This window comes from Azospirillum sp. VT-I1, assembly GCF_055698305.1.
Window position 1 is genome coordinate 494097 of record NZ_CP168804.1, and the last position, 25128, is coordinate 519224.

A 25128-nucleotide genomic window follows, 5' to 3' on the forward strand; every position below is an offset into this window, starting at 1 on the left:
CCCGATGGCCCGGACCAACGACTTCGCGCTCACCTACGCCTCCGCGCATGAGGAGGCCGGGATGACCCGGATCAACCTCGCGCCCATCCTGCACCGCATCGCCGAGGACCCGAACTATCTGCTGAGCGAGGAGTTGCTGACGTTGGCCGGCCATTGCCCGGCCCATGCCGACACCCGCAAGGAGGATTTCGAGAAGGTCGCGATCAACACCCTGCTGGGCTTCCTCTATGCCGACCTGCGGGAACACATCATCGCCCGCATGCCGCTGGACGATGCCGGCCATCTGGTGCTGTCCACCCCGCCGGAGTCGCCCCACGGGCTGGACTTCGCCGATCCCACCGGCATCGAGGCCGCCGATCCCGACCGCGTGGTCGGCTTCCTGCGCGATTCGGTCTGCCACCTGCTGGACGCCATCATCAAGGATTGGGCGATCAAGGTGATGGTGGAGGAGGACCGCTGCCGGACCGAGGGAACCATCACCGACATGGCCGCCGCCGGCTATGTGCTGGGGCGCGAACTGCAGAAGTCGGTCCTGCACGGGCCGTCCGGCTACGACATGCTGTCGATTACCAAGACCGGCAGCCACACCGCGCTGCATGTCTGCTGGAATCTGGTGGAGGCCGCCCCGCTGCTGCGTCCGGGGCTGGAGGCCGCCGCCTATGACGACCTCGCCCGCCGCAGCCTGAAGCAGGTGCTGCCGCTCGCCATGGGCAGCCTGGGCATGCTGTGCCAGTTCATGGCGGCGGGAAAGATCGAGGCCGACGACCACCAGGCCATCCACCCGCTGCGCACCGACCAGTCGGCCTTCCTCTACGATCCGGACAAGGATCTGATCGTCCTGAACACCGACCTGATCGAGCCGACCGCGATGGCGGGGGAACGCCACTACACCGGCTGCCCGGCCTTCTACGCCAACGGCCTGATCAACCTGTACATGGAAATCGTGCTGACCCTGGCCGCGCAATACGGCATGTATGTGCGGCTTCAGGGGAAGTCGGCTTAACGGGGGCGCTTGACGGAACGGCGACCATGCCTATGTTGGCGTTCCGTCAGAGTCGAAAGGTCTAAGTTGGCGAAGAAAAGCTATCTGCGGGCGGTCACCACCACCGCGCTGGCCGACGCGATCAAGCGCAGCCGCAGCCGCATGGCGACGCCGTGGCAGCGTGCGCTCGGCCATCTGGAAAGCGTGTTCATCGACCACGCCTGCTTCCGGCTGATCTATTCGAACACCTACCGCATCTCGCCCAACATGTACCGGGCGAGCCAGCCCTCGCCCTCGCACATCGCGGCGGCGGCGCGCAACGGGATCAAGACGATCCTGAACCTGCGCGGTTCGCGCGACTGCGCCTCCTACATCCTGGAGGCGGAGGCCTGCCGCGCCCATGGGCTGGAGCTGGTCGATTTCCCGGTGAACTCCCGCGACATGCCGAAGAAGGAAACCCTTCTGAAGGCGCGCGAGCTGTTCAAGACCATGACCTATCCGGCGCTGATGCATTGCAAGTCGGGCGCGGACCGCGCCGGCTTCATGTCGACGCTGTACCTGTTCGCCCATGAGGGCCAGCCGCTCGACCAGGCGATGAAACAGCTGTCCTGGCGCTACGGCCACTTCAAGCAGGCCAAGACCGGCATCCTCGATTACTTCTTCGAGCTGTATGCGGCCTACAACCAGAAGCGCCCGATCGAGTTCTGGGACTGGGTGGAGCGTGTCTACGACCCGGTCGAAGCCAAGGCGAGCTTCCGCTCGCGCGAATGGGCCGATGCCGTGGTGGACCGGGTGCTGGGCCGCGAATAAGGCGGCCCGCTCCGTTCAGCGGGCGACATACCAGTCGGCGCGGTGGTTGAAGGCGACGAAGGCATTCAGGACCGCCGCTCCCAGGATCGAGGCGAGCAGCGCCGGCCAGTCCAGCACGAAGGCGGCGGCGGAGAACACCGCCAGATCGAACAGCGACTGCAGCCAGCCGGCGCGGAAGCCGGTCTTCTCCTGCAGGTAGAAGGCGAGGATGCCGACCCCGCCGCCGCTGGCGCCATGGCGGAACAGCCCGATCACCCCGATCCCTACGCAGAATCCCGCCAGCACCGCGGCGACATAGGGGTTGATGGCGCTGAAGCTCATCATCGACGGCAGCAGGCTGGACAGCACGGCGATGCCGGTCACCGCGACCAGCGACTTGACCGTGAAGCCGACGCCGATGCGGGCCAGCGCAAGGAAATAGAAGGGCAGGTTGACCAGGAAGAACAGAATTCCAAAGTCGATGCCCGTTGCGTAGGAAATCACGAAGCTCAACCCTGCCGCCTGTCCGGTGACCAGCCCGGCGGCATGGAGAATGGCAATGCCGAACGACGTCATGACGACGCCGAACAGTTGTCCTTGCAAATTATCAAAGACACTGTGCGCCGCCTTCGGGCGCTCGTAAGTGACCGATGCAGGGGATGACGAAATAGTCGGGGCAGAATTGTTCGTCATGCCAATCACCCTTCGGCTTCGCCTGTGTGTTTACACGCGAGCGCCAATATAGGTCATTTCTGCTGACCTATCCATACTTCACTTCGGCGAAGAAGGGAGCTATGCGATTTGCGGGGGATCGGGTGCGGCGGCGGTCCTTTGGTGCCGGCTTGTTTGCCCCCTCCCTAACCCTCCCCCGCAGCCGCTCGGTCGGCCAACGGCCGAGTGCGGGGGAGGGATGGGGAGGGGGTAAAAGACCGTAGCAATTGAAAATGAACGGAAGGGAATCACGCCGCCAAGGTCCGCGCCAGCGTGTCGCCGTCCACGTTGCGACCACTCAGCACCGCCACCGTCCGTCCGGTCCGTCCCAGCCGGCCGGCAAGCACCGCGGCGACGCCGGCGGCGCCGGCTCCCTCGGCCACGACGCCGAAGGAGCCGTGCAGGGCGCGCATCGCCGCGGCGATCTCCGCTTCCTCGACCTCGACCACCCGGTCGACCAGCGTGTCCACGATGGCCTGGGGCAGTTTGCCCAGCGCGTGGACGTTGATGCCGTCTGCCAGCGTCGGGCCGCCGCGCCGGGCCAACCGCACGCCGATCACCCGCACGCGCGGGCGCTGCGCCTTCACCGCGGCGGCGACGCCGGCCAGAAGCCCGCCGCCGCCGACGGGAACCACCACCGTGTCGACATCCGGACGGTCGGCGAGGATCTCCAGCCCGACGGTGCCCTGGCCGGCGATCACGTCGGGATCGTCATAGGGGTGGAGGAAGGTCAGGCGCCGCTCCGCCGCCAGTTCCAGCGCCTTGCCCTTGGCCTCGCCCACCGTGGCGCCGTGCAGCACCACCTCGGCCCCGAAGGCGGCGGTCCGCTCAACCTTGCAGCGCGGCGCCGTCTCCGGCATCACGATGGTGGCCTTCACCCCCAGCCGGGCCGCGTGCAGCGCCACGCCCTGCGCGTGGTTGCCCGCCGACATCGCCACCACCCCGCCGGCCCGTTCCGGCGCGGTCAGACGCAGCAGGCGGTTCAGAGCACCGCGTTCCTTGAAGGCGCCGGTGGCCTGGAACACCTCCGCCTTCAGCCACAGGTCCCGGCCCAGGGCCGACGCATGAAGCAGGGGCGTGCGGACGATCTGACCGGACAGTCGGCGGGCGGCGTCGGTGACCGCCGACAACGGCAGCCAGGCCGGCAGGCGGTCCTCGTCGAACGCGGGGGTGTGGACAGGCGTGCAGACGGACAGGGTGCGCGCGGCATCGGCATGCGCGGTGAGCATCGCGAAATTCCTCGACGAACGAATTTTCGGGTAGGACGGGCTTGACCCGGACCGCCTCAGCGGACCGGGTGAATAATTCGCGCCGAGCCACACATTCGCTCGCCGAGACGGACACCGGAGAGCGGCGCCGCGACAGCGGTCAGACGGTTGGACTTGTCATGAACCGGATTGAGGGTTCCGGCGACCACATGGTGCAGCGACACGCCACACACTCCACACGACCATTGAACACGAAGACGGCAACTGTCCGACGCTCAGAGCGCCGGGCCGGTAATTCGCATTCGCATGGTGGCGGTGGTGTTCATAGGATCTGAATACCCGCTGCCGCGGCGGCGGTCAAGCCGTCATCGAGCAAAATGTCGCAGACCGTCTTTCGCCGTCAGTTCAGCTCGACCCTGTTCCGCCCCAATGCCTTGGCACGGTAGAGCGCTTGGTCGGCGCGCCCCAGCACGCTTTCCACCGTATCCTCCAGCGGATGGATCTCGGTCAGGCCGAAACTGCCGGTCAGCCGGAAGTGGCGGCCGTCGGGCAACGGAATCGCCAGCGCCGCCAGACCGTCCCGCAGCCGTTCGGCGATGGCGGCGCCGCCGGCCCGCCCGGTATCGGCCAGCAGGATCGCGAACTCCTCGCCGCCGATGCGACCGATCTGGTCGCTTGCCCGCAGGTGGCGGCGGATCTCCTCGACCACGCTGCGGATGGCGGCATCGCCGGCAGCATGGCCCAGTTCGTCGTTGATGCGCTTGAAATGGTCGATGTCGAGCATGAGAAGGCAGGCCGGCCCAGCCGCCGGCCTGTGCTCCGCCTCCGCCCGCCCGGTCAGCAGCCGTTCCAGCAGATCCAGGATGTGGCGGCGGTTGTGGGCGCCGGACAGCGGATCGGTGGTGGCCAGACGATGCAGTTCATGCTCCATCCGGCGGCGTTCGGTGATGTCGGTGGCGATGCCGATCAGGCCGGCAGCCGCACCGTCCGCCCCGATCAGCGGGCGCTTCACCACCAGCAATTCGCGCGGCGCTCCATCCGGACCGATCACGCTGGTTTCGAAGGAATAGGTCTCGCTGCCGGTGCCCGTCCGCCCCCGCCCGTCGACGGTCCATTCGATGCCGTCATCCGCATCCGGGAAGAGTTCCCGGAAGGCCCGGTTGCACAGTGTGCTGCGGCCGGCGGCGTCGCGGTACCAGACCGGGCTCGGCATCATCTCCACCAGATTCTCGATGAAGCGCCGCTGTTCGTCGGCCAGCGCGGTCTGCCGCTCCAGTTCCGCAGTGCGCTCGGCGACCCGGCGTTCCAGAGAATGGTTCAGCGTCTCGATGGTGACGAGGTCGCGCCAGCCGCGCACCGCGCCGATCAGGCTGGTGAACAGCTTCTGCGCTGTCAGCTCGGCCTTGCTCTTGTAGTCGTTGATGTCGTAGGCGACGATCACCTCGCGCTCCGGCGCCTGACCGGGCTGGCCGGTGCGCAGGATGATGCGGATATGGCGGTTGCCCAGGTCGCGGCGGATGTGATGGACCAGCCGCAGCCCGGCGTCATGGGTCTCCATCACCACATCCAGCAGGACCACCGGCAGGTCCGTCCGCTCGGCCAGGATCGCCTGCGCCTCCGCTGCGGAAAAGGCGCTGACGATGGCGAAGCGGCGGCCTTCAAACTCGAAATCGTTCAGAAGCACGCGCGTCATCGCATGCACCTGCTCGTCGTCGTCGACCACCAGAATTGGCCAGGGCGCCTCGCCCGTCGACGGCCTATCCAACGATGGCTCCGCCTGTTCGTCGTCGAACAGCAGGTCGTCGGGAGACGTGATTTCGGACGCGTCCTGTCCAGTCGAGGTTTGCATATCCCTGTCGCTCATTGGGATTCGATATCGACGCCCGAGAAATCCTGCTTGAACAGATTGTTCGTATAGTTCTTCACCTCCTTGCGATGGACCACCGCAATGAAGGTATTGGCGATCGGGAACCACGGCATTTCCCGATTGAATATGCGCTGCGCGTTCCGATAGTGGGCAGCGCGCTTCTCGATGTCGTTGTCGGCCTTCGCCTTGGTGACCTGCTCTTCGAAGTCCGGGTTGCACCACCGCGCGACGTTCGAACCGCCCGGACGCACGCCGCTGCACCCCAGCAGGAAGTACAGAAAATTGTCGGGATCGCCGTTGTCGCCGGTCCAGCCATAGATGACCATGTCCTGCTCGCCCTGCGTCACACGGCTGCGATAGTTGCCCCAGCTGTCGGTCTTCAGCGTGACCTTGATCCCGACGCGCTCCAGGTTCTCCCTGATGAGTTCCGCGGCGCGCTTGCCGTTGGGCATGTAGGGGCGCGTCACAGGCGGATACCAGAGATCCAGGGTGAAGCCTTCCGGGTAGCCCGCCTCGATCAGCAGATTGCGCGCGGCAACGGGATCGAACGGGTGGTCCTGAATGCTGTCGTCATACGACCACATGCTGGGCGGGATCGGGTTCTTGGCCGGCCGGCCCCCGTCCTGAAAGACCGCATCGACCAGCGTGCGCTTGTCGATCGCCAGCGTCACGGCGCGCCGGACCCGCAGGTCGTCAAGCGGCGGCTTCGCGGTGTTGAACGCCATGTAGGCGACGTTCTTCCCGTCCTGCTGCTCGATGACCAGATTGGGGTCCTTTTCGATCTTCCCCAACTCGGCCGGGTTGGGGAAGATCATGACATGGCATTCGCCGGACCGCAGCTTGTTCAACCGCACCGCGATGTTCGGGGTGATCGAGTAGATCAGGGTGTCGAGCGGCTGGCGCCCCTGCCAATAGCCGTCGAACGCCTTGTAGCGGATGGCGAGATCGGGCTGGTAGGACACCAGGCGGAACGGCCCGGTGCCGATGGGCTCCGCGTCGAACAGATCCGGCCGTCCCGCCTTCATCAGGGTATCGGCATATTCGGCCGACTGGATCGACAGGAACGGCATGGCCAGATCGGCCAGGAACGGTGCCTCCGGCCGGGTCAACGTGATGCGGACGGTGTGGTCGTCCAGCTTCTCCACCGACTTCAGCAGCGCCGGCAGCCCCATGCCCCGGAAGTAGTCGTAAGTTGCCGGACCGACGGTGTGATAGGGGTGGTCGTTCTTCCATTGCCGTTCGAAGGTGAACAGCACGTCGTCGGCATTGAGCGTCCGGCTGGGCGTGAAATGCTCGTTGGAATGAAACCGGACATTCCGGCGCAAACGGAAATCATAGACCAGACCGTCGTCCGACACCGTATAGGATTCCGCAAGACCCGGGCTGATGACCCGATCGCCGCGGCCGAATTCGACCAGATTGTTGAACAGGGGACTGGCCGCGTTCACACTGGTGCCGGACGTCGATACCTGCGCGTTGAAGCTTTGCGGATTACCTTCCGTGCAGTAGACAAGGGACTTGTCGGCCAATGCGGTGCCGGACATTCCCGCAAGTCCCAGGAGAACGGTCAACCCCTTCGCAAGACCCTTCGTCAATGTCTTCGACGGCAAAGCCATTATTGCTCCTGCACGGATTGTGCTTCGATCGCAAGAGCCACGTTATCAGTAGCAAGTCGTCGTGGAAAGCGAATGGTGAAGCGCACGCCTTGGCCGGGACGGCTCTCCACTGCAACCTTGCCGCCAAAAATATTCACCACGAGGTTGTAGACGATGTGCAGCCCGAGCCCGGTGCTGCCGCTTCCGCGGCGGGTGGTGAAGAAGGGATCGAACACCCGCCCCAGATCGGCCGGCGCGATGCCTCTGCCATCGTCGGTATAGACCAGCTCCACCATCTCCGGACCCACGGCGTCGGCAGTGATCAGCAGGTGGCCCTGCTGTCCGTCGTGATAGCCATGGATGATGGAGTTCATCACGAGGTTGGTCAGGATCTGCGCCAGCGCACCGGGATTGCCATCGATCTCGATGCCGTCCGGGCATTCGACCCGCAGGCTGTGGCCCGCCCGGCGCCAGGACGGGCTGAGGCTGGTCGCCAGATCCTCCAGATAGGGCTTCAGGTCGAAGCGCCGTCCTTCGCCGCTGGTCTGGTCGGCGGCGACCTGCTTGAAGCTCTGCACCAGTTCGCCGGCCTGACGCAGGTTCAGCACCATCAGGCGCGCCAACTCCTCGGACGTATCGCGGAAATCGGCGAATTCGCTGCGGCGCAGGTTTCCCGCAAGCGCCTGCCGCCGAATCGCCTCCAGCCGGTCCTGCAGATGGGTGGCGCCCATCAGGGCGTTGCCGAGCGGCGTGTTGATCTCGTGCGCCACCCCGGCGACCAGGGCGCCGAGAGAGGCCATCTTCTCCGCCTGGATCAGGTCGGCCTGGGTGCGGCGCAGGTCCTCCAGCGCGCGGTCGGCACGCTCCTTGGCCTCGCGGGCCGCCTGTTCGCGCAGGCTGATCTCGCGGATGAAGAAGGCGGCGGCGCGCGCCATGTCGCCGAACTCGTCCTTCCGGCGGGTTCCGTCGACCGGGCCGGCAAGCGGGTCCTCGGCCAGACGGGTCATCTGCCGCTGCAGCCGCAGCACCGGCCTGCTGATGGACCGCGCCACCACCACCGCTGCGCCGCCGCCCAGCAGGAGACCGATGGTCGCCCCGATGATCAGGATGCGGGTCAGCAGGTCGCCGATGCGCGCCGCCTCGTCGCGGAAGGTCTCGTCCAGCTGGCGGGCAGTCTCCACCAGGGCGCCGGCGTCGCGATCCATGGCGATCAGCAGCTGGTTCAGCCGGCGCAGCCCCTCCGCGGTCCGGCCCAGGCTGTCGCGCCAGCTGCGGATGGCGGCCAGCACCTCGTCCTGCAGCAGCGGCGACATGGGAAGTCCGCGCACGGTCTCCAGCAGCGCGCCGGCATCCTCGACGATGCTGTCGGCCTCCTCCGCGTCGCGCACCGCCACGGCGTCGGCCGCCCGCCGGCCCAGGCGCAGGGCGACGATGGCGACATTCTGGGTTTCCTGCTCGGTGTCGTTGGCCTGGATGGCATAGGCGATCAGCTGCACCACCTCTTCCTGGAGCGCGGTGTATCCGGTTGCCTTCACCATCAGGATCGGGCGGTCAGCGCCTCGATGGCGGACGCCGCGCCGGCGCTGGCGTGCTGCGCGTCGGCAAGGCTCTGCTGGGCGGCGGTGGATCGCGCCTGCATCTGATGCAGCTCATCCAGCGCCGGACGGACCGATGGCAGGAGGGTGGACAGGAAGGTCACGTCGGGCTGCCGGTCCAGGCTGCCGGTCAGGACCAGCGCCCGCACCACCGGCAGGGTCCGGATGACCTGCTCCGCCAGCATCCGTTCCCCCAGGGTGCCGCCCGGCGCTCCATCCTCGCCGAAGCCGGCCGCCGCCTGGACCGCCGCTTCGAAGCGGGCCAGCGCCGCATCGCGCTCTGTCCGCGTATCGCGCAGCGCCTGTACGGCGGATTGCAGATCCGCCACCGCCGCGGCATAGCGGCCGGCGGTCTCGATCGCCGGATAGCGGTCCGCCAGCGGGTCGGTGCGGCGCAACGCCGCCTGCAGCCGGTCGGCGGTGGCTGTCAACTTGTCGGTGGCGATGCGGAAATCCGCGGTGGTCAGCGGCCGTCCGGTGCCGAACACCCCGGTGCCGAAGGCCAGCGCCGCGACATGCTGCGCCTCCGCCCGCTGCAGGGCCAGCATCGCCTCGCGCAGTTCATGCGCACCGTCGACCACGTCGCGGCTGTCGCGCAGGCGCTGGTCCGCCTCCGTCAGCGAGCCGAGCGAATCCACATTGGCGGCGTGCTGGCGCTTTCTGGCGCGGTCGGTCAGCGCCATCAGGCTGGCCGAATGCCGGCCCATATCGGCGACGGCCGAATCGTTAGCCTTCGTCACCTCGATGAAGGTGCGCATCTGGCCGACATAGCGCTCCAGCACCGCGGTGGCGCGTTCCACCTCCGGCCGATGGGCGGCGGCCGAGCGGGATTTGTCGAGTCGCCGCAGTTCGTCGCCCGCGGAGGCTGACAATGCCTCGAACCTGGCGACGCGGCCGGTCCGGTCGGAGGGAGCGACCTGGAGATAATCGATCCGCGCGGCGGTCGCCGCCAGCACGTCGCGATAGACGGATCCGGCGAGCACCGCCGCCTCGTAGACCCGTTCGCTGCGGTCCAGCAGCAGCCCGCCGGTAACGGCGATCACCGCGGCGACCGCCACCGGCACGCCTCCCACCACCGCGATGCGCGAGCGAATCCTCATGGGACTCCCACCGCGTTTCTACGCGCGCAGGCCGACCCGGCCGGCGGCCGGGGTGACGATGAGGATGTCCGGCGGTCCGCCACGAACGCTCCGCACTCAGGATCACTGGTGCCTTAGCAGAGCAACGGGCGGGGGCAAAGGGATAATAATGACCGAGGCAAGGAGGTAGCACGGGCGGGGCGTCGCCGCGCCCGCCCGTTGGCCAGGGTCAGCAGGGACGGGTCAGCAGGGGTGGTTCTCTCCGCGGCGCACGCAGGTGATCTGGCCCATGATCGAGATGGCGATCTCGGCCGGGGTGACGGCGCCGATGGACAGGCCCACGGGGCCGCGGATGCGCTTGACCTCCGCCTCGCTCAGCCCCTCGTCGCGCAGCCGGTCCAGCCGCAGCGCATGGGTGCGCTTGCTGCCCAGCGCACCGACATAGAAGGCGGGGGAGCGCAGGGCGGCGATCAGCGCCGGGTCGTCCAGCTTGGGGTCATGGGTCAGGGTGACGATGGCGGTGCGGACATCGGGCTTCAGTTCCGCCAGCGCCTCGTCCGGCCACAGATGGTTCAGCTTCACGCCGGGGAAGCGCGCCTCGGTCGCGAAGGCGCCGCGCGGGTCGATCACCGTCACGTCATAGCCGGTCAGCGCCGCCACCGGGGCCAGCGCCTGGGCGATGTGCACGGCGCCGACGATCAGAAGCCGCATGGCCGGGTTGTGGACATGCACGAACAGGCGGAAGCCGTCCTCGTCCTGCGGATCGACCAGCAGGCCGGAGCGGTCCTGGCGGATGCGGCGGCGCACCTCGTCCAGCAGGTCGGGCTCCAGCCCGAAGCCGCCATGGACGGTGTCCTCGTAAACCAGGGTCTGGAGGCCGGTGTTGAGGTCGGTCACCAGGGCGGCCGGGGTCGCGGCGGCCTTCGCCGCAAGCAGCCGGTCAAGAATCTCGCGTTTCATTCCACGGCCTCGACATAGACCTGCACCTGTCCGCCGCAGGCCAGCCCGACTTCCCAGGCCATTTCGTTGGTGATCCCGAAGGACAGCAGGCGCGGCTCGCCGTCCTCCATCGACTTGGCGGCCTCGTGCGCCACGGCGCTTTCGATGCAGCCGCCGGACACGGAGCCGGCCATGCCGCCGCGGTCGTCGACCGCCATCTGGCTGCCGACCGGCCGCGGCGAGGAACCCCAGGTCGACACGACGGTCGCCAGGGCGACCCTGCGGCCGGCGGCCCGCCATGCGGCAGCCTGCTCCACGATGTTTTCCGCCATCAGGGTGTCGTTCATCCCGCCGCCTCCTTCAACCAGCGGCGCAAGCCCGGGCTACGACGCGGACCGTCGGCCGACAGGGCGCCGGCCAGATCCGCGAGGCTGTTCAGGCTGTGGGCCGCAAGAAAATCGTCCACATGCGGCAGCAACGCCCGGATGCCCGAGGATTTCGGCGCGAAGCCTTCCCAGCGCAACAAAGGATTCAGCCAGACGAGCCGCCGACAGCTTTTGTGCAACCGTTCGGCCTCTGCCGCAAGCCCTTCCCCTGCATCCCTGTCCAGCCCGTCGGTAATGAGAAGCACCACGGCCCCCTGGCCCAGCACCCGGCGCGCCCAGGTCCGGTTGAAGGCGTGCAGCGCTGTGCCGATCCGCGTACCGCCCGACCAGTCGGAAACAGCCCCCGAGACGGCGTCCAGCGCCACGTCCACGTCCTTATGCCGCAGATGGCGGGTGATGTTGGTCAGGCGTGTGCCGAAGACGAAGCTGTACACCCGGTCGCGATCGTTGGTGACCGCATGCATGAAATGCAGCAGCATCCGCGAATAGCGCGTCATCGAACCGGAAATGTCGCACAGCACCACCAGCGGCGGCGGCCGCATGCGGCGGCGCTTGCGGGCGAGGTCCGACAGGTCGCCGCCGCTGCGCAGCATCCGCCGCAGCGTGGCGCGCGGATCGATACGCGGTCCCATCGGGTCCGGGCGGTAACGGCGGGTGGTCACCTCCGCCAGCGGCAGGGCGAGACGGGTCAGCAGGCGCTTGGCCTGCGCCATCTCCTCCCCCGTCATCTTCTCGAAATCCTTGTCCTGCAGCCGTTCGGCGGCGGAGACGGTGAAGGAGGCATCGACCTCGATCTCCGTCTTCTCCGGCTCCTCCCGTTCGGTGCCGCTGCCGTGCAGGGCCTCGGCAAGGCGCTGGGCCATCTCCGGCTGGTCCGGCGGGATTCCGTCCGCACCTTCGGCAGCATCAGAGACATCATCTTCTTCAGGATGTCCGGGTTGCGCCAGAAGACGTGGAAGGCCTGGTCGAACAGCTCGCTCTGGTCGTGGCGGTTCACGAAGACGGCGTGCAGCGCCCAGTAGAAGTCGGTACGGTTGGACAGGCCGACCGCCTCCACCGCCTCCACCGCCTGCAGGACCTTGCCCGGCCCGACCGGCAGGCCGGCGGCACGCAGCGCGCGGGCGAAATGCATCAGGTTGAGGGTGAGGCGGCCGGCCGGCGCGTCGTCCGTCATGACGGCCTCAGCGGGCGGTGGTGGCGGCCAGCTCGGTCTTGACCTGGGTCAGGATGCGCGCGGCTTCGCTGCCCTGGATGCGGGCGATGTCGTCCTGGTACTTCAGCAGCGTGCCCAGCGTGTCGTTGATGACGGAGGGTTCCAGCTCCAACTGGTTCAGCTCGACCAGTGCCTGCGCCCAGTCCAGCGTCTCCGCCACGCCCGGCGCCTTGTAGAGGTCCATGCCGCGCAGGGTCTGGACGAAGCCCACCACCTGGGCGGCCAGCCGGGCGTCGGCCTGCGGTGCCTTGACCGTCAGGATCTCCCGCTCCCGCGCGGCGCCGGGATAATCGACCCAATGGTAGAAGCAGCGCCGCTTCAGCGCGTCGTGGATCTCGCGCGTGCGGTTGGAGGTGAGGATGACGATGGGCGGTTCCGGCGCATGGACGGTGCCGAATTCCGGGATCGAGACCTGATAGTCGGAGAGGATTTCCAGCAGATAGGCCTCGAACGGCTCGTCGGTGCGGTCCAACTCGTCGATAAGCAGCACCGGCGGCCCGGCGAGGTCCGGCTCCAGCGCCTGCAGCAGCGGGCGCTTGACCAGGAAGCGTTCGGAAAACAGGTCGGAAGCCAAGGATTCGCGGTCCTGCCCGCCCGACGCCTCGGCCAGCCGGATTTCCATCATCTGGCGGGCATAGTTCCATTCATAGACGGCCGACGAGGCGTCCAGCCCCTCATAGCATTGCAGCCGCAGCAGCTTGCGGCCGAGCGTCGCCGACAGGACCTTGGCGATCTCCGTCTTGCCGACGCCCGCCTCGCCTTCCAGGAACAGCGGACGCTTCAGCTTCAGCGCCAGGAACAGCGCGGTCGCCAACGAACGGTCCGCGACGTAAGAGCCACGGGTGAGAAGCGCCAGCGTGTCGTCGACGGAGGCGGGGAGGGGGTGGTCATGGACGGCCTTGATGAATTGAATGAATGCAGGGCGTCAGGCGGCGGCGCGCCGCTGGTCCTGCGCACGCTGCCACAGCCGATCGGCCGGATAGTCAATGTCGGGGTCGTCCGCCTCGCCCCAGCCGATGGCCCACCCCCAGGCCACCACCTTCACCTTGGCGAACAGGGCCGGGTCGGCAAGTGGACGCAGCATGGTGAAACGGCGATTCGGATCGGACAAATCCACCACATCGCGGGTGCCGTCGATCCAGGTCACGGCCACCGACATCGTGCCGGGCAGAGATTCGACGGTGGCGACGCGGGGCTGGTCCATCGATTTACTCCTCGCCATTGATCTCGATCCAGCGCAATGCCAGCAATGGCCGATTTTCTCCTGCCCATCCAGCACCTTGCGCATCGTATCAGGCGGCGCCGTGCCTTTCAGCAGCGTCAGATCATTGATCCGGACCAGCGCGTTGAAGTCCGGCCCGACGATGTGGAAATGCGGAGGATTGTGGTCGTCGGCATAGATGTAAACGCGGGCGTTCCCTATTCGGACGATGATCGGCATAGAGAAAGTTTGACCGCTCTATTCCCGCAGCGTCAAGCGCCCCCGTCGCGACACAGATGGTCGTGGCGAGGGCGCATCGACCGTCTTAACCCGCCGCTTCCACCGCGCGCTTCGCCATCACGGTGACGAGGTGGGCGCGGTAGTCGGCGCTGGCGTGGATGTCGGCGTTCAGGCCGTCGGCGTCCACCGACAGGCCGTTCAGCGCTTCCGCCCGGAAGTCGGCGGCAAGCGCCGTCTCGAACGCTTCGGCGCGAAAGACGGAGCCGGCGGCGCCGGTCACTGCCACCCGTACTTCCCCGCCGAACTTCGCCACGAAGACGCCGACGATGGCGTAGCGGCTGGCCGGATTGCGGAACTTGGCGTAGGCCGCCTTGTCGGGACGGGAGAAGCGCACCGACTTGACGATCTCGCCCGGCTCCAGCGCGGTTTCGAACATGCCGGTGAAGAAATCGTCGCCGGCGATGCTGCGGCGGTCGGTGGTGACCGTCGCCTTCAGCGCCACCACCGCCGACGGATAGTCGGCCGACGGGTCGGCGTTGGCGATGGAACCGCCCATCGTGCCCATGTTGCGGACCTGCCGGTCGCCGATGCCCTCGGCAAGGCTGGCAAGCGACGGGATCACCCGCTTGACGAGGTCGGAGTGAGCCACCTCCGCATGGCGGGTGAAGGCGCCGATCTCCAGCCCGCCGTCAACTTCACGGATGCCCTTCAGCTCGGGAATGGCACCGAGGTCGATCAGGTCGGTCGGGCGGGCAAGCCGCTGCTTCAGCGTCGGCAGCAGGGTCTGGCCGCCGCCCAGCAGCTTGGCCTCTTCCGCCTGGATGGCGGCCGCCGCGTCGGCAAGCGATGTCGGCCGTTGGTACGTGAACGCGTACATTCTCTAGCCTCCTTCTTCTTCGGCCGTCTTATTCCGCCGCCATGGCAGGGGCGGGGGCAGCGTCTCGAATCGTCCGCCAGACCTTCTCCGGCGTTGCCGGCATGTCCATGTGCGTGACGCCATAGTCCGACAGCGCGTCCACCACCGCGTTCATCACGGCGGCGGCGGCACCGATTGTCCCGGCCTCGCCGCAGCCCTTCACGCCCAGCGGGTTGTGGGTGCAGGGCTGGTCCTCGTGATAGCGCACGGTGAAGGACGGAACATCGTCCGCCCGCGGCATGCAATAGTCCATGTAGGAGCCGGTGACGAGCTGCCCCGACTCCTCGTCATAGACGCAGTTCTCGTAGAGCGCCTGCCCGATGCCCTGGACCAAGCCGCCATGCACCTGCCCCTCGACGATCAGCGGGTTGATGACGTTGCCGAAATCGTCCACCGCGGCGAAGCTGACGATGGTGGTAACGCCGGTGTCGGGGTCGATCTCCACCTCGCAGACATGGCAGCCGTTGGGGTAGGTGAAGTTCTTCGGATCGTAGAAGGCCTGCTCGTCCAGCCCCGGCTCCAGCTCGTCGAGCGGGAAGTTGTGCGGGACATAGGCCTGCAGGGCGATATCGCCGATGCCCAGGCTCTTGTCGGTGCCGGCGACGGTGAAGCGGCCCTCCTTCACCTCGATGTCGGTTTCGGCGGCCTCCAGCATATGGGCGGCGATCTTCTTCGCCTTGCGCTCCACCTTGTCCATCGCCTTCACCAGGGCCGATCCGCCGACCGCGAGGGACCGCGAGCCGTAGGTGCCCATGCCGAAGGGGATCTTGTTGGTGTCGCCGTGGACGATCTCGACATTCTCGATCGGGATGCCGAAGCGGTCGGCCACGATCTGGGCGAAGGTGGTCTCATGGCCCTGGCCGTGGCTGTGAGCGCCTGTGAAGACCGTCACGGAACCCGTTGGATGGAAACGAACTTCCGCGCATTCATAAAGTCCCGCGCGAGCGCCGAGCGCACCTGCGACATTGCTGGGCGCGATGCCGCAGGCTTCGATGTAGGTGGCGAATCCGATGCCGCGCAGCTTGCCGCGCGCCTTCGATTCCGCCCGGCGCTGCTGGAAGCCGGGGTAGTCGACCAGCGGCAGGGCGATGTCGAGATTCTTAGCGAAGTCGCCGGTGTCGTATTGCAAGGCTACCGGCGTCTGGTAGGGCATCGCCTCCTTCGGCACGAAGTTGCGGCGGCGGATTTCGGTCTTGTCCATGCCCATCACGCCGGCCGCGACATCGACCAGCCGTTCGATCAGATAGCAGGCCTCCGGCCGGCCGGCGCCGCGATAGGCATCGACCGGGGCGGTATTGGTGAAGACCGCCTTCACCTCGGCATAGATCGCCGGGGTCTTGTACTGGCCGGCCAGCAGGGTGGCGTAGAGGTAGGTCGGGATCGACGGCGCGAAGGTCGACAGATAGGCGCCGAGATTGGCGAGAGTCGAGACGCGCAGCGCCAGGAAATTGCCGTCGGCGTCCATCGCCAACTCGGCATGACTGACATGGTCGCGGCCGTGGGCGTCGGTCAGGAAGCTCTCCGACCGGTCGGCGGTCCATTTCACCGGCCGGCCGACCTTGCGCGCCGCCCAGGTGACGACCGCCTCCTCGCCGTAATGGAAGATCTTCGACCCGAATCCGCCGCCGACGTCGGGCGCCACCACCCGCAGCTTGTGCTCCGGAATGCCCAGCACGAAGGCGCCCATCAGCAGGCGGGTGACATGCGGGTTCTGGCTGGTGGTGGTCAGCGTGTATTCGCCGCTGGACTGGTCGTATTCGCCCATCGCCGCCCGCGGCTCCATGGCGTTCGGCACCAGACGCTGGTTGACCAGATCGATCTTGGCGACATGGGCGGCATTGGCGAAGGCGGCATCCACCGCCGCCTGGTCGCCCAGATGCCAATCGTAGCAGACATTGTCCGGCGCATCGTCATGGACCAGCGGGGCGCCGCCGGCAATCGCGCGGGTGGAGGAGCCTACCGCTGGCAGTTCCTCGTAATCGACAACCACCATCTCGGCGGCGTCGCGCGCCTGCTCCCGGGTCTCGGCGATCACCACCGCCACGGCGTCGCCGACATAGCGCACGCGGTCGCGCGCCAGCGGATAGTGCGGCGGCTCCTTCATCGGCGAGCCGTCCTTGGAATGGATCTGCCAGCCGCAGGGCAGGCTGCCGACCTTGTCGGCCTCCATGTCCGCCCCAGTCAGCACGGCGACCACGCCCGGCATCGCCGCCGCATCGGCGAAGTCGATGCCCAGGATGCGGGCATGGGCGTAGGGGGAGCGCACATGGACCGCGTGGGTCATGTTCGGGCGCTTGAAATCGTCGGTGTAGTTGCCGCGGCCGGTCAGAAAGCGCTGGTCTTCGCGCCGGCGCACCGAGGCGCCGATGCCATTGGGGTTCGCCATCTCGTGTTTCCTCCCACAGGAACGCGTAAGATGCGGAAATGCCTGCTTTTTCGGGCTTTTCGCCCTTATTCGGCGGCGACCGGCGCCGCTTGCGCCCCGGCCATGGATTCGGCACCCGCCTTCACCGCCTTGACGATGTTGTGGTAGCCGGTGCAGCGGCAGATGTTGCCTTCCAGCCCCTCGCGGATCTCGGCCTCGGTCGGATTCGGGTTGTCGCGGACCAGATCGACGGCGCTCATCACCATGCCCGGCGTGCAGAAGCCGCACTGCAGCCCGTGATGCTCGCGGAAGGCGGCCTGCATCGGGTGCAGCGTGCCGTCGGCCGCCGCCAGCCCTTCGATCGTCGTTACCTCCGCCCCGGCGACCTGGACGGCCAGCGTGGTGCAGGACTTCACCGACCGTCCGTCTACATGGACGACACAGGCGCCGCACTGGCTGGTGTCGCAGCCGACATGGGTGCCCGTCAGGCCCAGATGTTCGCGCAGGAAGGTGACGAGCAGCGTGCGCTCCTCCACCTCGCGCGAGACCGTCTTGCCGTTGACGGTCATCGAAACGGTACAGGACATCGGATTTCCTCCCGCTGGCTGAAGTCTGGCTTGCAGTCGTTTGGCGTGCAGTTGGGACTTGTTACCGTCGTGTGACGCGCTTTGGCCCGGAGCCATGGTGGTGTCCGCTTCGGCCGGCGTCTTCCGCCACAAGGATAGGGGGTGTCTGCCCGTCGAGGTCAAGGAGCCTCTGCATGTCTTGGCCGAAAGAATGGTGCACTGACCGTCTTCCTATCGGATTGTACGTACTGGCGCGCAATTTTGTGACGCGTTACAGTGGGTTGGGGCAGCCTGCACACTGCGGGCACACAAACAAATCCACCCGGCAACGATCCGGGCGTAGCAACGATAATGGGGAGAGCCACTATGAATCGCCCGTCCGTGAAACGTCACCTCATGGCCCTGTGCATGGCCGCCGGTCTCGGCCTCGCCGCGCTGCCGGCCAAGGCGGAGACCTTCATCACCGTGCTGACCGGCGGCACCAGCGGCGTCTATTACCCACTGGGCGTGGCACTGTCGAACGTGTACGGCAAGGCGCTGCCGGGGGCCAAGGTGACCGCACAGGCGACCAAGGCGTCGGTCGAGAACCTGAACCTGCTGCAGGCCGGCCGCGGCGAGATCGGCTTCACGCTGGGCGATTCGCTGAGCGATGCCTGGAAGGGCAACGAGGAGGTCGGCTTCAAGCAGAAGCTGGAGAAGCTGCGCACCATCGCCGCCATCTATCCCAACTACATCCAGGTTGTCGCCAGCAAGGAATCGGGCATCAAGACGCTGGCCGACCTGAAGGGCAAGCGCGTGTCGGTCGGCGCGCCGAAATCCGGCACCGAGCTGAACGCGCGCGCGATCTTCGGCGCCGCCGGGCTGGCCTACAAAGACTTCGCCAAGACCGAATATCTGCCCTTCGGCGAATCGGTCGACCTGATCAAGAACCGCCAGCTGGACGCGACGCTGATCTCCGCCGGCCTGGGCGTGGCGGCGATCAAGGACCTGTCGGCCTCGCAGGAGATCACCATCGTCAGCATTCCGGCCGATCTGGTGCAGAAGGTCGGCGACGCCGCCTACATCACCGAGACGATTCCCGCCGGCACCTATCCGGGCCAGACCGAAGCGGTGCCGACCGCCGCGGTCCGCAACCTACTGGTCAGCCATTCCGGGGTGTCGGACGATGCCGCCTATGCCATGACCAAGACTCTGTTCGAAAATCTCGACGCGCTGGCCGCCGCCCATGTCGCCGCCAAGCAGATCAAGCTCGACCAGACCGCCACCCAGTCGCCGGTACCGCTGCATCCGGGCGCCATCAAGTACTTCAAGGAAAAGGGGCTGATGTAAGCGGCGGCCGGGCGGAGAAGACGCAGTGAGCGCAAACAAGACGCAGGCGGACTCCGAGATTCGCCAAGCCATCGACCGGGAAAACCCCGCCACGGTCGCCGCATTCGAGGGGTTCGACGGTCGGGCCGTTTTCGCCATCGCCGTCGCCTTCTCCGCCTTCCAGATCTGGACCGCCGCCTTCAACCCGGTGTCCACCATGGTGGTGCGGGCGGTCCATGTCGGTTTCCTTCTGTTGATGACCTTCACCCTGTTCGGCTTCCGCCAGACGTCGGCGCGCAGGCGGGTGCCCTGGTACGACTGGCTGCTGGGACTGACCGCATTCGGCATCGGCCTCTATCACTATGTGTTCGAGGTCGACCTGATCCAGCGGGCGGGCGATCCCAGCACCACCGACCTGATCGTCGGCACCGTCGCGGTGGCTCTGGTGTTCGAAGGGGCGCGGCGGATCATGGGGATGGCCCTGCCGATCATGTGCGGCGTGTTCATTCCCTACGCGCTGTTCGGCCGTCATCTGCCCTTCGGGCTCGCCCACCGCGGATACGACATCGATCAGGTGATCGACAACCTCTACCTGTCGACGGAGGGCATCTACGGCACGCCGACCTTCGTTTCGGCCAGCTACATCTTCCTGTTCATCCTGTTCGGCGCCTTCCTGGAGCGCGCCGGCATGATCAAGCTGTTCAACGACGTGTCGCTGGGCCTCGTCGGCCACGCCAAAGGCGGGCCGGCCAAGGTGGCGGTGATCTCGTCGGGGTTGATGGGGACCATCAACGGGTCCGGCGTCGCCAACGTGCTGACCACCGGCCAGTTCACCATCCCGCTGATGATGCGCTTCGGCTATCGCCCCGCCTTCGCGGGTGCCGTGGAGGCCACCGCCAGCATGGGCGGGCAGCTGATGCCGCCGGTGATGGGGGCCGCCGCCTTCATCATGGCCGAGACCATCGGCGTGCCCTACAGCGAGGTGGCCATCGCCGCCGCCATCCCGGCGATCCTCTATTTCGGCAGCGCCTTCTGGATGGTCCATCTGGAGGCGGGCAGGCACAATCTCGTCGGCCTGCCGAAGGACCAGTGCCCGAGTGCGCTGCGCGCGGTAGTGGAGGGCTGGTACCTGATCCTGCCGCTGGCGGCGCTGGTCTATCTGCTGTTCTCCGGCTTCACCCCGCTGTTCGCCGGCGTGATCGGCATCGCCGCCACTGCGGCGCTGATCCTGGGCACGACCATCGTCGGCACCATCGGGCCGATGGCGTTGCGCATCGCCTTCTGGGTGGCGGTGGGGCTGGTCGCCGCCGGGCTGTGGAAGCTGGGATTCCGGACCGAGCATCTGGCCTTCGCCATGGTCGTCCTGCTGGTCGTTCCCTGCCTGCTGTTCAAGGGCGGGCGGCAGACCCTGGTGCTGGTGGTGAACAGCATCGCCGACGGTGCCAAGAACGCCGTCGGCGTCGGCGTCGCCTGCGCGCTGGTCGGCGTGCTGATCGGCATGATGACGCTGACGGGGCTGGCCTCCAGCTTCGCCTCCACCATCGTCGACTGGTCGGGCGGCAACCTGCTGGCGGCGCTGGTGCTGACGATGATCGCCTGCATCGTGCTGGGCACCGGCCTGCCGACGACGGCGAACTACATCATCACAGCCTCCATCGCCGCACCCGCCCTGCTGAGCATGGGCGTGCCGCTGATCGTCAGCCATATGTTCGTCTTCTATTTCGGCATCATGGCCGACCTGACCCCACCGGTGGCGCTGGCCGCCCTGGCGGCCTCGTCGATCTGCAAAGCCGACCATATGGACATCGGCTGGATCGCGACGCGGGTTGCGATGGCCGGCTATGTCGTGCCCTTCATGGCTGTCTATGATCCGGCACTGGTGATGCAGACCGAAAGCTGGCTTGCGGTGGCCTATGTGTTCTTCAAGGCCTGTGTCGCCATCGCCCTGTGGGGGGCGGCGACCATCGGCTTCTTCTGGACGCAGTTGCCGCTGCCGGCCCGCCTCTATGCGGCCGTCACGGCCTTCCTGTTCGTGGTGGCGTTGCCGGTCACCGACGAGATCGCCTTCGCCATGACCGGCCTGTTCCTGCTGTGGCAGTACCGCCGCCGCCGGAACGTTCCGGCCGCCGCGCCGGCCTGACGGCCGCCAAGTGGCCGGCCTCTGCCTGTTCGCCCTCGGCGGTGCGCTGCTCGCGTCGCTGCCGGGGACGGATTTCACCCTGTCCTGGACCCATTCGGTCGAGAAGACGGACTGGGTCGAACGCTGGTCGGTGGAGTCCTCCCGGATGCGCCCGGTGGAGGCCCGGATCCGCGGCACCGGCGCCGGCATGGAACCGGGACCGGATGCCCGGCTGACCGCCGACGGCTGGCTGGCCTGGGTGCCCGGCCTGCCGCCGCAGGAGACCGTCGTGCTCGCCGCCTCCGGCTTCACCGGCGAACACCGGCTGTGCGCGGGCGCGGAATGCCGGCCGCTGTCGGGCTGGACCGGGGCGGCGGATCAGGCGGTGGAGATGCGGGCCTGCCGGTGAGCCACACCCGCCTCCGGCCACGAAAGTTAGTATGGTAGCGTCCCTTCCGGCTTGGCTTACGTTCCGTCAGTACGCATACTCCCGATCCTTTCGTCAGCCTGCCGTTCGGACCGATGACCAACTCTCCCGCCCTCCGCCGCTGCATGTCCCTGTTCCCGGCCCTCTTCGTCGCGGCGCTGGCCGCCGGCGGCCTGTTGCTGGGCACCCCTGGCGCCCTGGCGGCAGAGGCCGCCCATGGCGGGGCGCCGCATCTGGATGGACGGCTGCTGAGCGCCGTCTGGGTGGTGCCTTTCGCCGGAATCCTGCTGTCCATCGCGCTGTTCCCGCTGCTGGCCCCGGTGGTGTGGCACCATCATTTCGGCAAGATCTCCGCGGTCTGGGCACTGGCGTTCCTCGTTCCCTTCGGGGCGGTCTTCGGGCTGGAGCTGGCGACTTACGAGCTGCTGCATACCGTCCTGCTCGAATACATCCCCTTCATCATCCTGCTGACCGCGCTGTTCACGGTGGCGGGCGGCGTGCGGCTGGCGGGGTCGCTGGTGGGCACACCGCTGGCCAACACGGTCGGGCTGGCGCTGGGCACGGCTCTCGCCAGCCTGATGGGCACGACCGGCGCCTCCATGCTGCTGATCCGCCCGATGCTGCGTGCCAACGAACACCGGCGCCACAAGGTCCACACGGTGGTGTTCTTCATCTTCCTGGTGTCGAACGTCGGCGGATCGCTGACGCCGCTGGGCGACCCGCCGCTGTTCCTGGGCTTCCTGAAGGGCGTCGACTTCTTCTGGCCGACGGTCCATCTGCTGGCGCCGATGGCCTTCCTGTCGGTCCTGCTGCTGCTGATCTATTTCGTGCTCGACGTCTTTCTGCACACCCGCGATCCCGGCAAGCACCCGCTGATCGAAGGCGTGCACGAGCGGGAACCGATCCGCATCGAAGGCTCGGTCAACCTGCTGCTGCTGGTGGCGATCGTCGGCGCGGTGCTGCTCAGCGGCGTCTGGCATCCGGGGATCGGCGTCACGCTGTACCATGTGACGGTGCCGCTGGAGAGCATCGTGTCGAACCTGCTGCTGCTGGGCATCACCGGCCTGTCCCTGGCCCTGACCAGCAAGCAGAGCCGCCGCCTGAACGGCTTCAGCTGGGGCCCGATCCTGGAGGTGGCGAAGCTGTTTGCCGCCATCTTCCTGACCATCATCCCGGCCATCGCCATCCTGAAGGCCGGCACCGACGGCGCGCTGGGCGCCATCATCTCGGCCGTGAACGAGGGTGGGAAGCCGAACCCGGCCGCCTATTTCTGGGCCACCGGCATCCTGTCCAGCTTCCTCGACAACGCGCCGACCTATCTGATCTTCTTCAACACCGCCGGCGGCGACGCGAAGGTGCTGATGACCGACCTATCGCTGACGCTGACGGCGATTTCCGCCGGTGCGGTGTTCATGGGCGCCAACAGCTACATCGGCAACGCCCCCAACTTCATGGTCAAGGCCATTGCCGAGGAACGCGGCGTCGCCATGCCCAGCTTCTTCGGCTACATGGCCTGGTCCGTCGGCATCCTGGTGCCCCTGCTGGGCCTGACCACGCTGGTGTTCTTCCTGTGACCGTCCCATGCCCGTAACAGCCGCGCGCGAAACCAATCGTCACCTCAGCCGTTAAGACGCGATGGGGCCGCTGACGCCGTCCGGATCCTCTCGGATCCCGGCGGCGTCGGCGGCGCAACGGCTGGAGGACGATGTGGTTTCGACGGGTTACGGCTGGAACGCGGGTGAGGGCTTCAAGGCGGGGCGGCCGATGGCCGCGCGCGGGCAGGTCCCATCGGTCTGATCCGGCCGGAGACTGCGCCATGACCCCGCAGCCCCCCGTCGCCCGCCATCTCCACTCCCTGACCCCGCTGCGCGGCATCGCGGCGCTGTGGGTGGTGCTGTACCATTACAGCTTCCAGTATTTCCCCAACCTGCATCCGGACCGCTACACGCATCTGGTGCAGAAGGGCTATCTGGCCGTGGACCTGTTCTTCATGCTGAGCGGGTTCGTGCTGACCCATGTCTATCACGACAGCTTCAGCCGGTCGGTGGCCGACAAATACTGGAGCTTCCTGAAGGCGCGCATCGCCCGGCTCTATCCGCTGCATCTGGCGGTCCTGCTGCTGTTCGTGGCGACGGCCTTGACCTTCCGCGCGGTGGAATATGCCGCCACCGGCAGTTTCCCGGCGATTCCGCTGAAGGGAGCGGAGTCCGTCGGTGCGCTGGTCGCCAACCTGTTCATGCTCCAGGGCCTCCACGCCAGCATGTTGAGCTGGAACTACCCGGCCTGGTCGATCAGCCTGGAGTTCATGGCCTATCTGGTCTTCCCCTTCGCCTTGCCCTGGGTCTGGCGGTCGGCCGCCCGGACGCAGGTGCTGCTGGCCGCCGGCGCCTTCGCGACGCTGGCCGTCCTGGCCTGGACGAGCCGGGACCTCAACCAGTGGGACGGGCCGCAGACGCTGCTGCGCTGCCTTCCGGAGTTCCTGCTTGGGACCCTGCTGTACAGCGCCTACCGCGGCGGGCTCGCCTCCCGCCTCCTGTCCGGCGACCTAGCCCTGGCGGGGCTCGCTCTGGCGATCCTGCTGCTTCTGCATCTGGGCGGGCCGGACCTGATGGCGGTGCCGCTGTTCGCCCTGCTGATCCTGGCGGCGGTCGCCAACCGGGGCCGGGCGGCCGCGGCGCTGAATGTCCGGCCGCTGGTGTGGCTGGGCGACGTGTCCTATTCCCTCTACCTGATCCACGGCTTCGTCGAATACGCCACCACGCAACTGCTGGGGCAGGGGCTGGGCATCCACGACCGCAAGGCGCTGCCGGGCGACTGGTCGATGGCGCTTCTGGTGGCGATGGTCACGGTCTGCCTGCTGCTGGCCGGCCCGGCCTATCGCCGGATCGAGGTGGGCGGCCGGCGCTATCTGCGCGAAGGCCCCGTCTTCTCCTGGCTGACCCCGGCGACGGCAGGGCGGCGGAGCGACTGACGGGAAGACGGAAAAACACCCGGCGGCCAATGCCGCCGGGCGCAAGGTTACAGTACGAAAGAGGATCATCAGCAGTGATGATGCAATCGGGAGATCGATTGTGGCCGCAACCTCGCATGGGACGCAGGCGCGTCCCTTGACCACGGTCAAGCTTGAGCGCCGCCATGGAAATCATGCCGAATATGACCGCATCGATGCCCTGACGGTGGATCGATATTGAGGAGACGGGGATGACGGAGCTGAAACCCATCCATTCGGATGCCGATCACGCCGCGGCGGTCGAAGAGATCGAACGGCTTTGGGATGCGGAGCCGGGGACGCCCGACCATGACCGGCTGGAGGTTCTCGGCACGCTGGTCGATGCCTATGAGGCGACGCGCTGGCCCATCGATGCTCCCGATCCTGTCGAGGCGATCAAGGCGCGGATGGATGCCGCCGGCTACACGCAGTCCGATCTGGGGCGCCTGCTCGGGTCCCGTCCGCGAGCCAGCGAGGTGCTGAACCGGCAGCGTCGACTTACCGTCGAGATGGCGTGGAAGCTCCACACGGCCTGGGCAATCCCGGCGGAAAGCCTGATAAAGCCCTATGCTCTCCGCACGGGAGAGATGCCGAAGTGAACCGGCATCCTCCCCCGCATCGATCCCCCCGACA

21 protein-coding genes and 1 pseudogene are annotated in these 25128 nt (G+C 67.1%); 8 read left to right on the forward strand and 14 right to left on the reverse strand.

Annotated elements, in window-relative coordinates; all coding sequences use genetic code 11:
* The first annotated feature begins 4 nt into the window (after window positions 1-4).
* Window positions 5-1003 carry a hypothetical protein gene (locus AB8P05_RS24550; protein ID WP_472760789.1) on the forward strand — a complete coding sequence of 333 codons (999 nt, stop codon included), beginning with the start codon at window positions 5-7 and terminating at the stop codon, window positions 1001-1003.
* Between the two features lie 66 nt (window positions 1004-1069).
* On the forward strand, window positions 1070-1792 hold the full coding sequence (locus AB8P05_RS24555; protein ID WP_455174932.1) for a fused DSP-PTPase phosphatase/NAD kinase-like protein: 723 nt from the start codon (window positions 1070-1072) through the stop codon (window positions 1790-1792).
* Between the two features lie 15 nt (window positions 1793-1807).
* Here AB8P05_RS24555 and AB8P05_RS24560 read toward each other — a convergent pair whose 3' ends face one another.
* The 14 genes and pseudogenes from AB8P05_RS24560 to AB8P05_RS24625 form a co-directional block, all read right to left on the reverse strand.
* Complete coding sequence (locus tag AB8P05_RS24560; protein ID WP_472760790.1) at window positions 1808-2473, reverse strand: YitT family protein; 666 nt, start codon at window positions 2471-2473, stop codon at window positions 1808-1810.
* 257 nt (window positions 2474-2730) lie between these two features.
* Entirely contained in the window at window positions 2731-3711 is a 981-nt protein-coding gene (locus AB8P05_RS24565) for a pyridoxal-phosphate dependent enzyme (RefSeq protein ID WP_472760791.1), read from the reverse strand.
* 379 nt (window positions 3712-4090) lie between these two features.
* Entirely contained in the window at window positions 4091-5539 is a 1449-nt protein-coding gene (locus tag AB8P05_RS24570; protein ID WP_472760792.1) for a sensor domain-containing diguanylate cyclase, read from the reverse strand.
* A gap of 11 nt (window positions 5540-5550) precedes the next feature.
* Window positions 5551-7173 carry an ABC transporter substrate-binding protein gene (locus AB8P05_RS24575; protein ID WP_472760793.1) on the reverse strand — a complete coding sequence of 541 codons (1623 nt, stop codon included), beginning with the start codon at window positions 7171-7173 and terminating at the stop codon, window positions 5551-5553.
* Window positions 7173-8690, reverse strand: coding sequence for a sensor histidine kinase (locus tag AB8P05_RS24580; RefSeq protein ID WP_472760794.1), 1518 nt, complete (start codon window positions 8688-8690; stop codon window positions 7173-7175). The genes AB8P05_RS24575 and AB8P05_RS24580 overlap by 1 nt, the downstream gene beginning before the upstream one ends.
* A complete protein-coding gene (locus AB8P05_RS24585) occupies window positions 8690-9847 on the reverse strand; it encodes a hypothetical protein (RefSeq protein ID WP_472760795.1) in 1158 nt (385 codons plus the stop codon). Before AB8P05_RS24585 ends, AB8P05_RS24580 begins: the two co-directional genes overlap by 1 nt.
* 222 nt (window positions 9848-10069) lie before the next feature.
* Window positions 10070-10786, reverse strand: coding sequence for an XdhC family protein (locus AB8P05_RS24590; RefSeq protein ID WP_455174941.1), 717 nt, complete (start codon window positions 10784-10786; stop codon window positions 10070-10072).
* Window positions 10783-11112, reverse strand: a complete 330-nt coding sequence (locus AB8P05_RS24595; protein ID WP_472760796.1) for an XdhC family protein — start codon at window positions 11110-11112, stop codon at window positions 10783-10785. Before AB8P05_RS24595 ends, AB8P05_RS24590 begins: the two co-directional genes overlap by 4 nt.
* Window positions 11109-12325 (reverse strand): annotated as a pseudogene (locus AB8P05_RS24600) (vWA domain-containing protein). The gene AB8P05_RS24595 and the pseudogene AB8P05_RS24600 overlap by 4 nt, the downstream one beginning before the upstream one ends.
* A gap of 7 nt (window positions 12326-12332) precedes the next feature.
* Window positions 12333-13268: an AAA family ATPase gene (locus tag AB8P05_RS24605; RefSeq protein WP_472761184.1), complete on the reverse strand. Its 936-nt coding sequence runs from the start codon at window positions 13266-13268 to the stop codon at window positions 12333-12335.
* Window positions 13269-13289: 21 nt separating this feature from the next.
* The gene (locus AB8P05_RS24610) at window positions 13290-13805 is read right to left on the reverse strand and encodes a DUF4160 domain-containing protein (RefSeq protein ID WP_472760797.1); all 516 of its coding nucleotides are present in this window, start codon (window positions 13803-13805) and stop codon (window positions 13290-13292) included.
* Between the two features lie 85 nt (window positions 13806-13890).
* Window positions 13891-14682 (reverse strand): FAD binding domain-containing protein, encoded by a 792-nt coding sequence (locus AB8P05_RS24615; RefSeq protein ID WP_472760798.1) that lies wholly within the window; start codon window positions 14680-14682, stop codon window positions 13891-13893.
* Window positions 14683-14710: 28 nt separating this feature from the next.
* Window positions 14711-17107 carry a xanthine dehydrogenase family protein molybdopterin-binding subunit gene (locus AB8P05_RS24620; RefSeq protein WP_472760799.1) on the reverse strand — a complete coding sequence of 799 codons (2397 nt, stop codon included), beginning with the start codon at window positions 17105-17107 and terminating at the stop codon, window positions 14711-14713.
* Window positions 17108-17172: 65 nt separating this feature from the next.
* Window positions 17173-17673: a (2Fe-2S)-binding protein gene (locus AB8P05_RS24625; RefSeq protein WP_455174949.1), complete on the reverse strand. Its 501-nt coding sequence runs from the start codon at window positions 17671-17673 to the stop codon at window positions 17173-17175.
* Window positions 17674-18018: 345 nt separating this feature from the next.
* Here AB8P05_RS24625 and AB8P05_RS24630 point away from each other — a divergent pair, with 345 nt between their 5' ends.
* From AB8P05_RS24630 to AB8P05_RS24655, 6 genes are all read left to right on the forward strand, one after another.
* A complete protein-coding gene (locus AB8P05_RS24630) occupies window positions 18019-18981 on the forward strand; it encodes a TAXI family TRAP transporter solute-binding subunit (RefSeq protein ID WP_472760800.1) in 963 nt (320 codons plus the stop codon).
* A gap of 25 nt (window positions 18982-19006) precedes the next feature.
* Window positions 19007-21100, forward strand: a complete 2094-nt coding sequence (locus AB8P05_RS24635) for a TRAP transporter permease (protein ID WP_472760801.1) — start codon at window positions 19007-19009, stop codon at window positions 21098-21100.
* Between the two features lie 10 nt (window positions 21101-21110).
* Complete coding sequence (locus AB8P05_RS24640; protein ID WP_472760802.1) at window positions 21111-21488, forward strand: DUF1850 domain-containing protein; 378 nt, start codon at window positions 21111-21113, stop codon at window positions 21486-21488.
* A gap of 113 nt (window positions 21489-21601) precedes the next feature.
* Window positions 21602-23080 carry a sodium:proton antiporter gene (locus AB8P05_RS24645; protein ID WP_455174953.1) on the forward strand — a complete coding sequence of 493 codons (1479 nt, stop codon included), beginning with the start codon at window positions 21602-21604 and terminating at the stop codon, window positions 23078-23080.
* A gap of 242 nt (window positions 23081-23322) precedes the next feature.
* Window positions 23323-24477: an acyltransferase family protein gene (locus tag AB8P05_RS24650; protein ID WP_472760803.1), complete on the forward strand. Its 1155-nt coding sequence runs from the start codon at window positions 23323-23325 to the stop codon at window positions 24475-24477.
* Between the two features lie 230 nt (window positions 24478-24707).
* Window positions 24708-25094 (forward strand): helix-turn-helix domain-containing protein, encoded by a 387-nt coding sequence (locus AB8P05_RS24655; RefSeq protein WP_472760804.1) that lies wholly within the window; start codon window positions 24708-24710, stop codon window positions 25092-25094.
* The last annotated feature ends 34 nt before the right edge of the window (window positions 25095-25128 follow it).

Excerpts from the sequence above, each read along its gene's own strand:
- AB8P05_RS24550 (WP_472760789.1), top strand. The coding sequence starts at position 5 with ATGGCCCGGACCAACGACTTCGCGCTCACCTACGCCTCCGCGCATGAG.
- AB8P05_RS24565 (WP_472760791.1), bottom strand. The coding sequence starts at position 3,711 with ATGCTCACCGCGCATGCCGATGCCGCGCGCACCCTGTCCGTCTGCACG.
- AB8P05_RS24570 (WP_472760792.1), bottom strand. The coding sequence starts at position 5,539 with ATGCAAACCTCGACTGGACAGGACGCGTCCGAAATCACGTCTCCCGAC.
- AB8P05_RS24575 (WP_472760793.1), bottom strand. The coding sequence starts at position 7,173 with ATGGCTTTGCCGTCGAAGACATTGACGAAGGGTCTTGCGAAGGGGTTG.
- AB8P05_RS24580 (WP_472760794.1), bottom strand. The coding sequence starts at position 8,690 with ATGGTGAAGGCAACCGGATACACCGCGCTCCAGGAAGAGGTGGTGCAG.
- AB8P05_RS24585 (WP_472760795.1), bottom strand. The coding sequence starts at position 9,847 with ATGAGGATTCGCTCGCGCATCGCGGTGGTGGGAGGCGTGCCGGTGGCG.
- AB8P05_RS24590 (WP_455174941.1), bottom strand. The coding sequence starts at position 10,786 with ATGAAACGCGAGATTCTTGACCGGCTGCTTGCGGCGAAGGCCGCCGCG.
- AB8P05_RS24595 (WP_472760796.1), bottom strand. The coding sequence starts at position 11,112 with ATGAACGACACCCTGATGGCGGAAAACATCGTGGAGCAGGCTGCCGCA.
- AB8P05_RS24610 (WP_472760797.1), bottom strand. The coding sequence starts at position 13,805 with ATGCCGATCATCGTCCGAATAGGGAACGCCCGCGTTTACATCTATGCC.
- AB8P05_RS24615 (WP_472760798.1), bottom strand. The coding sequence starts at position 14,682 with ATGTACGCGTTCACGTACCAACGGCCGACATCGCTTGCCGACGCGGCG.
- AB8P05_RS24620 (WP_472760799.1), bottom strand. The coding sequence starts at position 17,107 with ATGGCGAACCCCAATGGCATCGGCGCCTCGGTGCGCCGGCGCGAAGAC.
- AB8P05_RS24625 (WP_455174949.1), bottom strand. The coding sequence starts at position 17,673 with ATGTCCTGTACCGTTTCGATGACCGTCAACGGCAAGACGGTCTCGCGC.
- AB8P05_RS24630 (WP_472760800.1), top strand. The coding sequence starts at position 18,019 with ATGAATCGCCCGTCCGTGAAACGTCACCTCATGGCCCTGTGCATGGCC.
- AB8P05_RS24645 (WP_455174953.1), top strand. The coding sequence starts at position 21,602 with ATGACCAACTCTCCCGCCCTCCGCCGCTGCATGTCCCTGTTCCCGGCC.
- AB8P05_RS24650 (WP_472760803.1), top strand. The coding sequence starts at position 23,323 with ATGACCCCGCAGCCCCCCGTCGCCCGCCATCTCCACTCCCTGACCCCG.
- AB8P05_RS24655 (WP_472760804.1), top strand. The coding sequence starts at position 24,708 with ATGACGGAGCTGAAACCCATCCATTCGGATGCCGATCACGCCGCGGCG.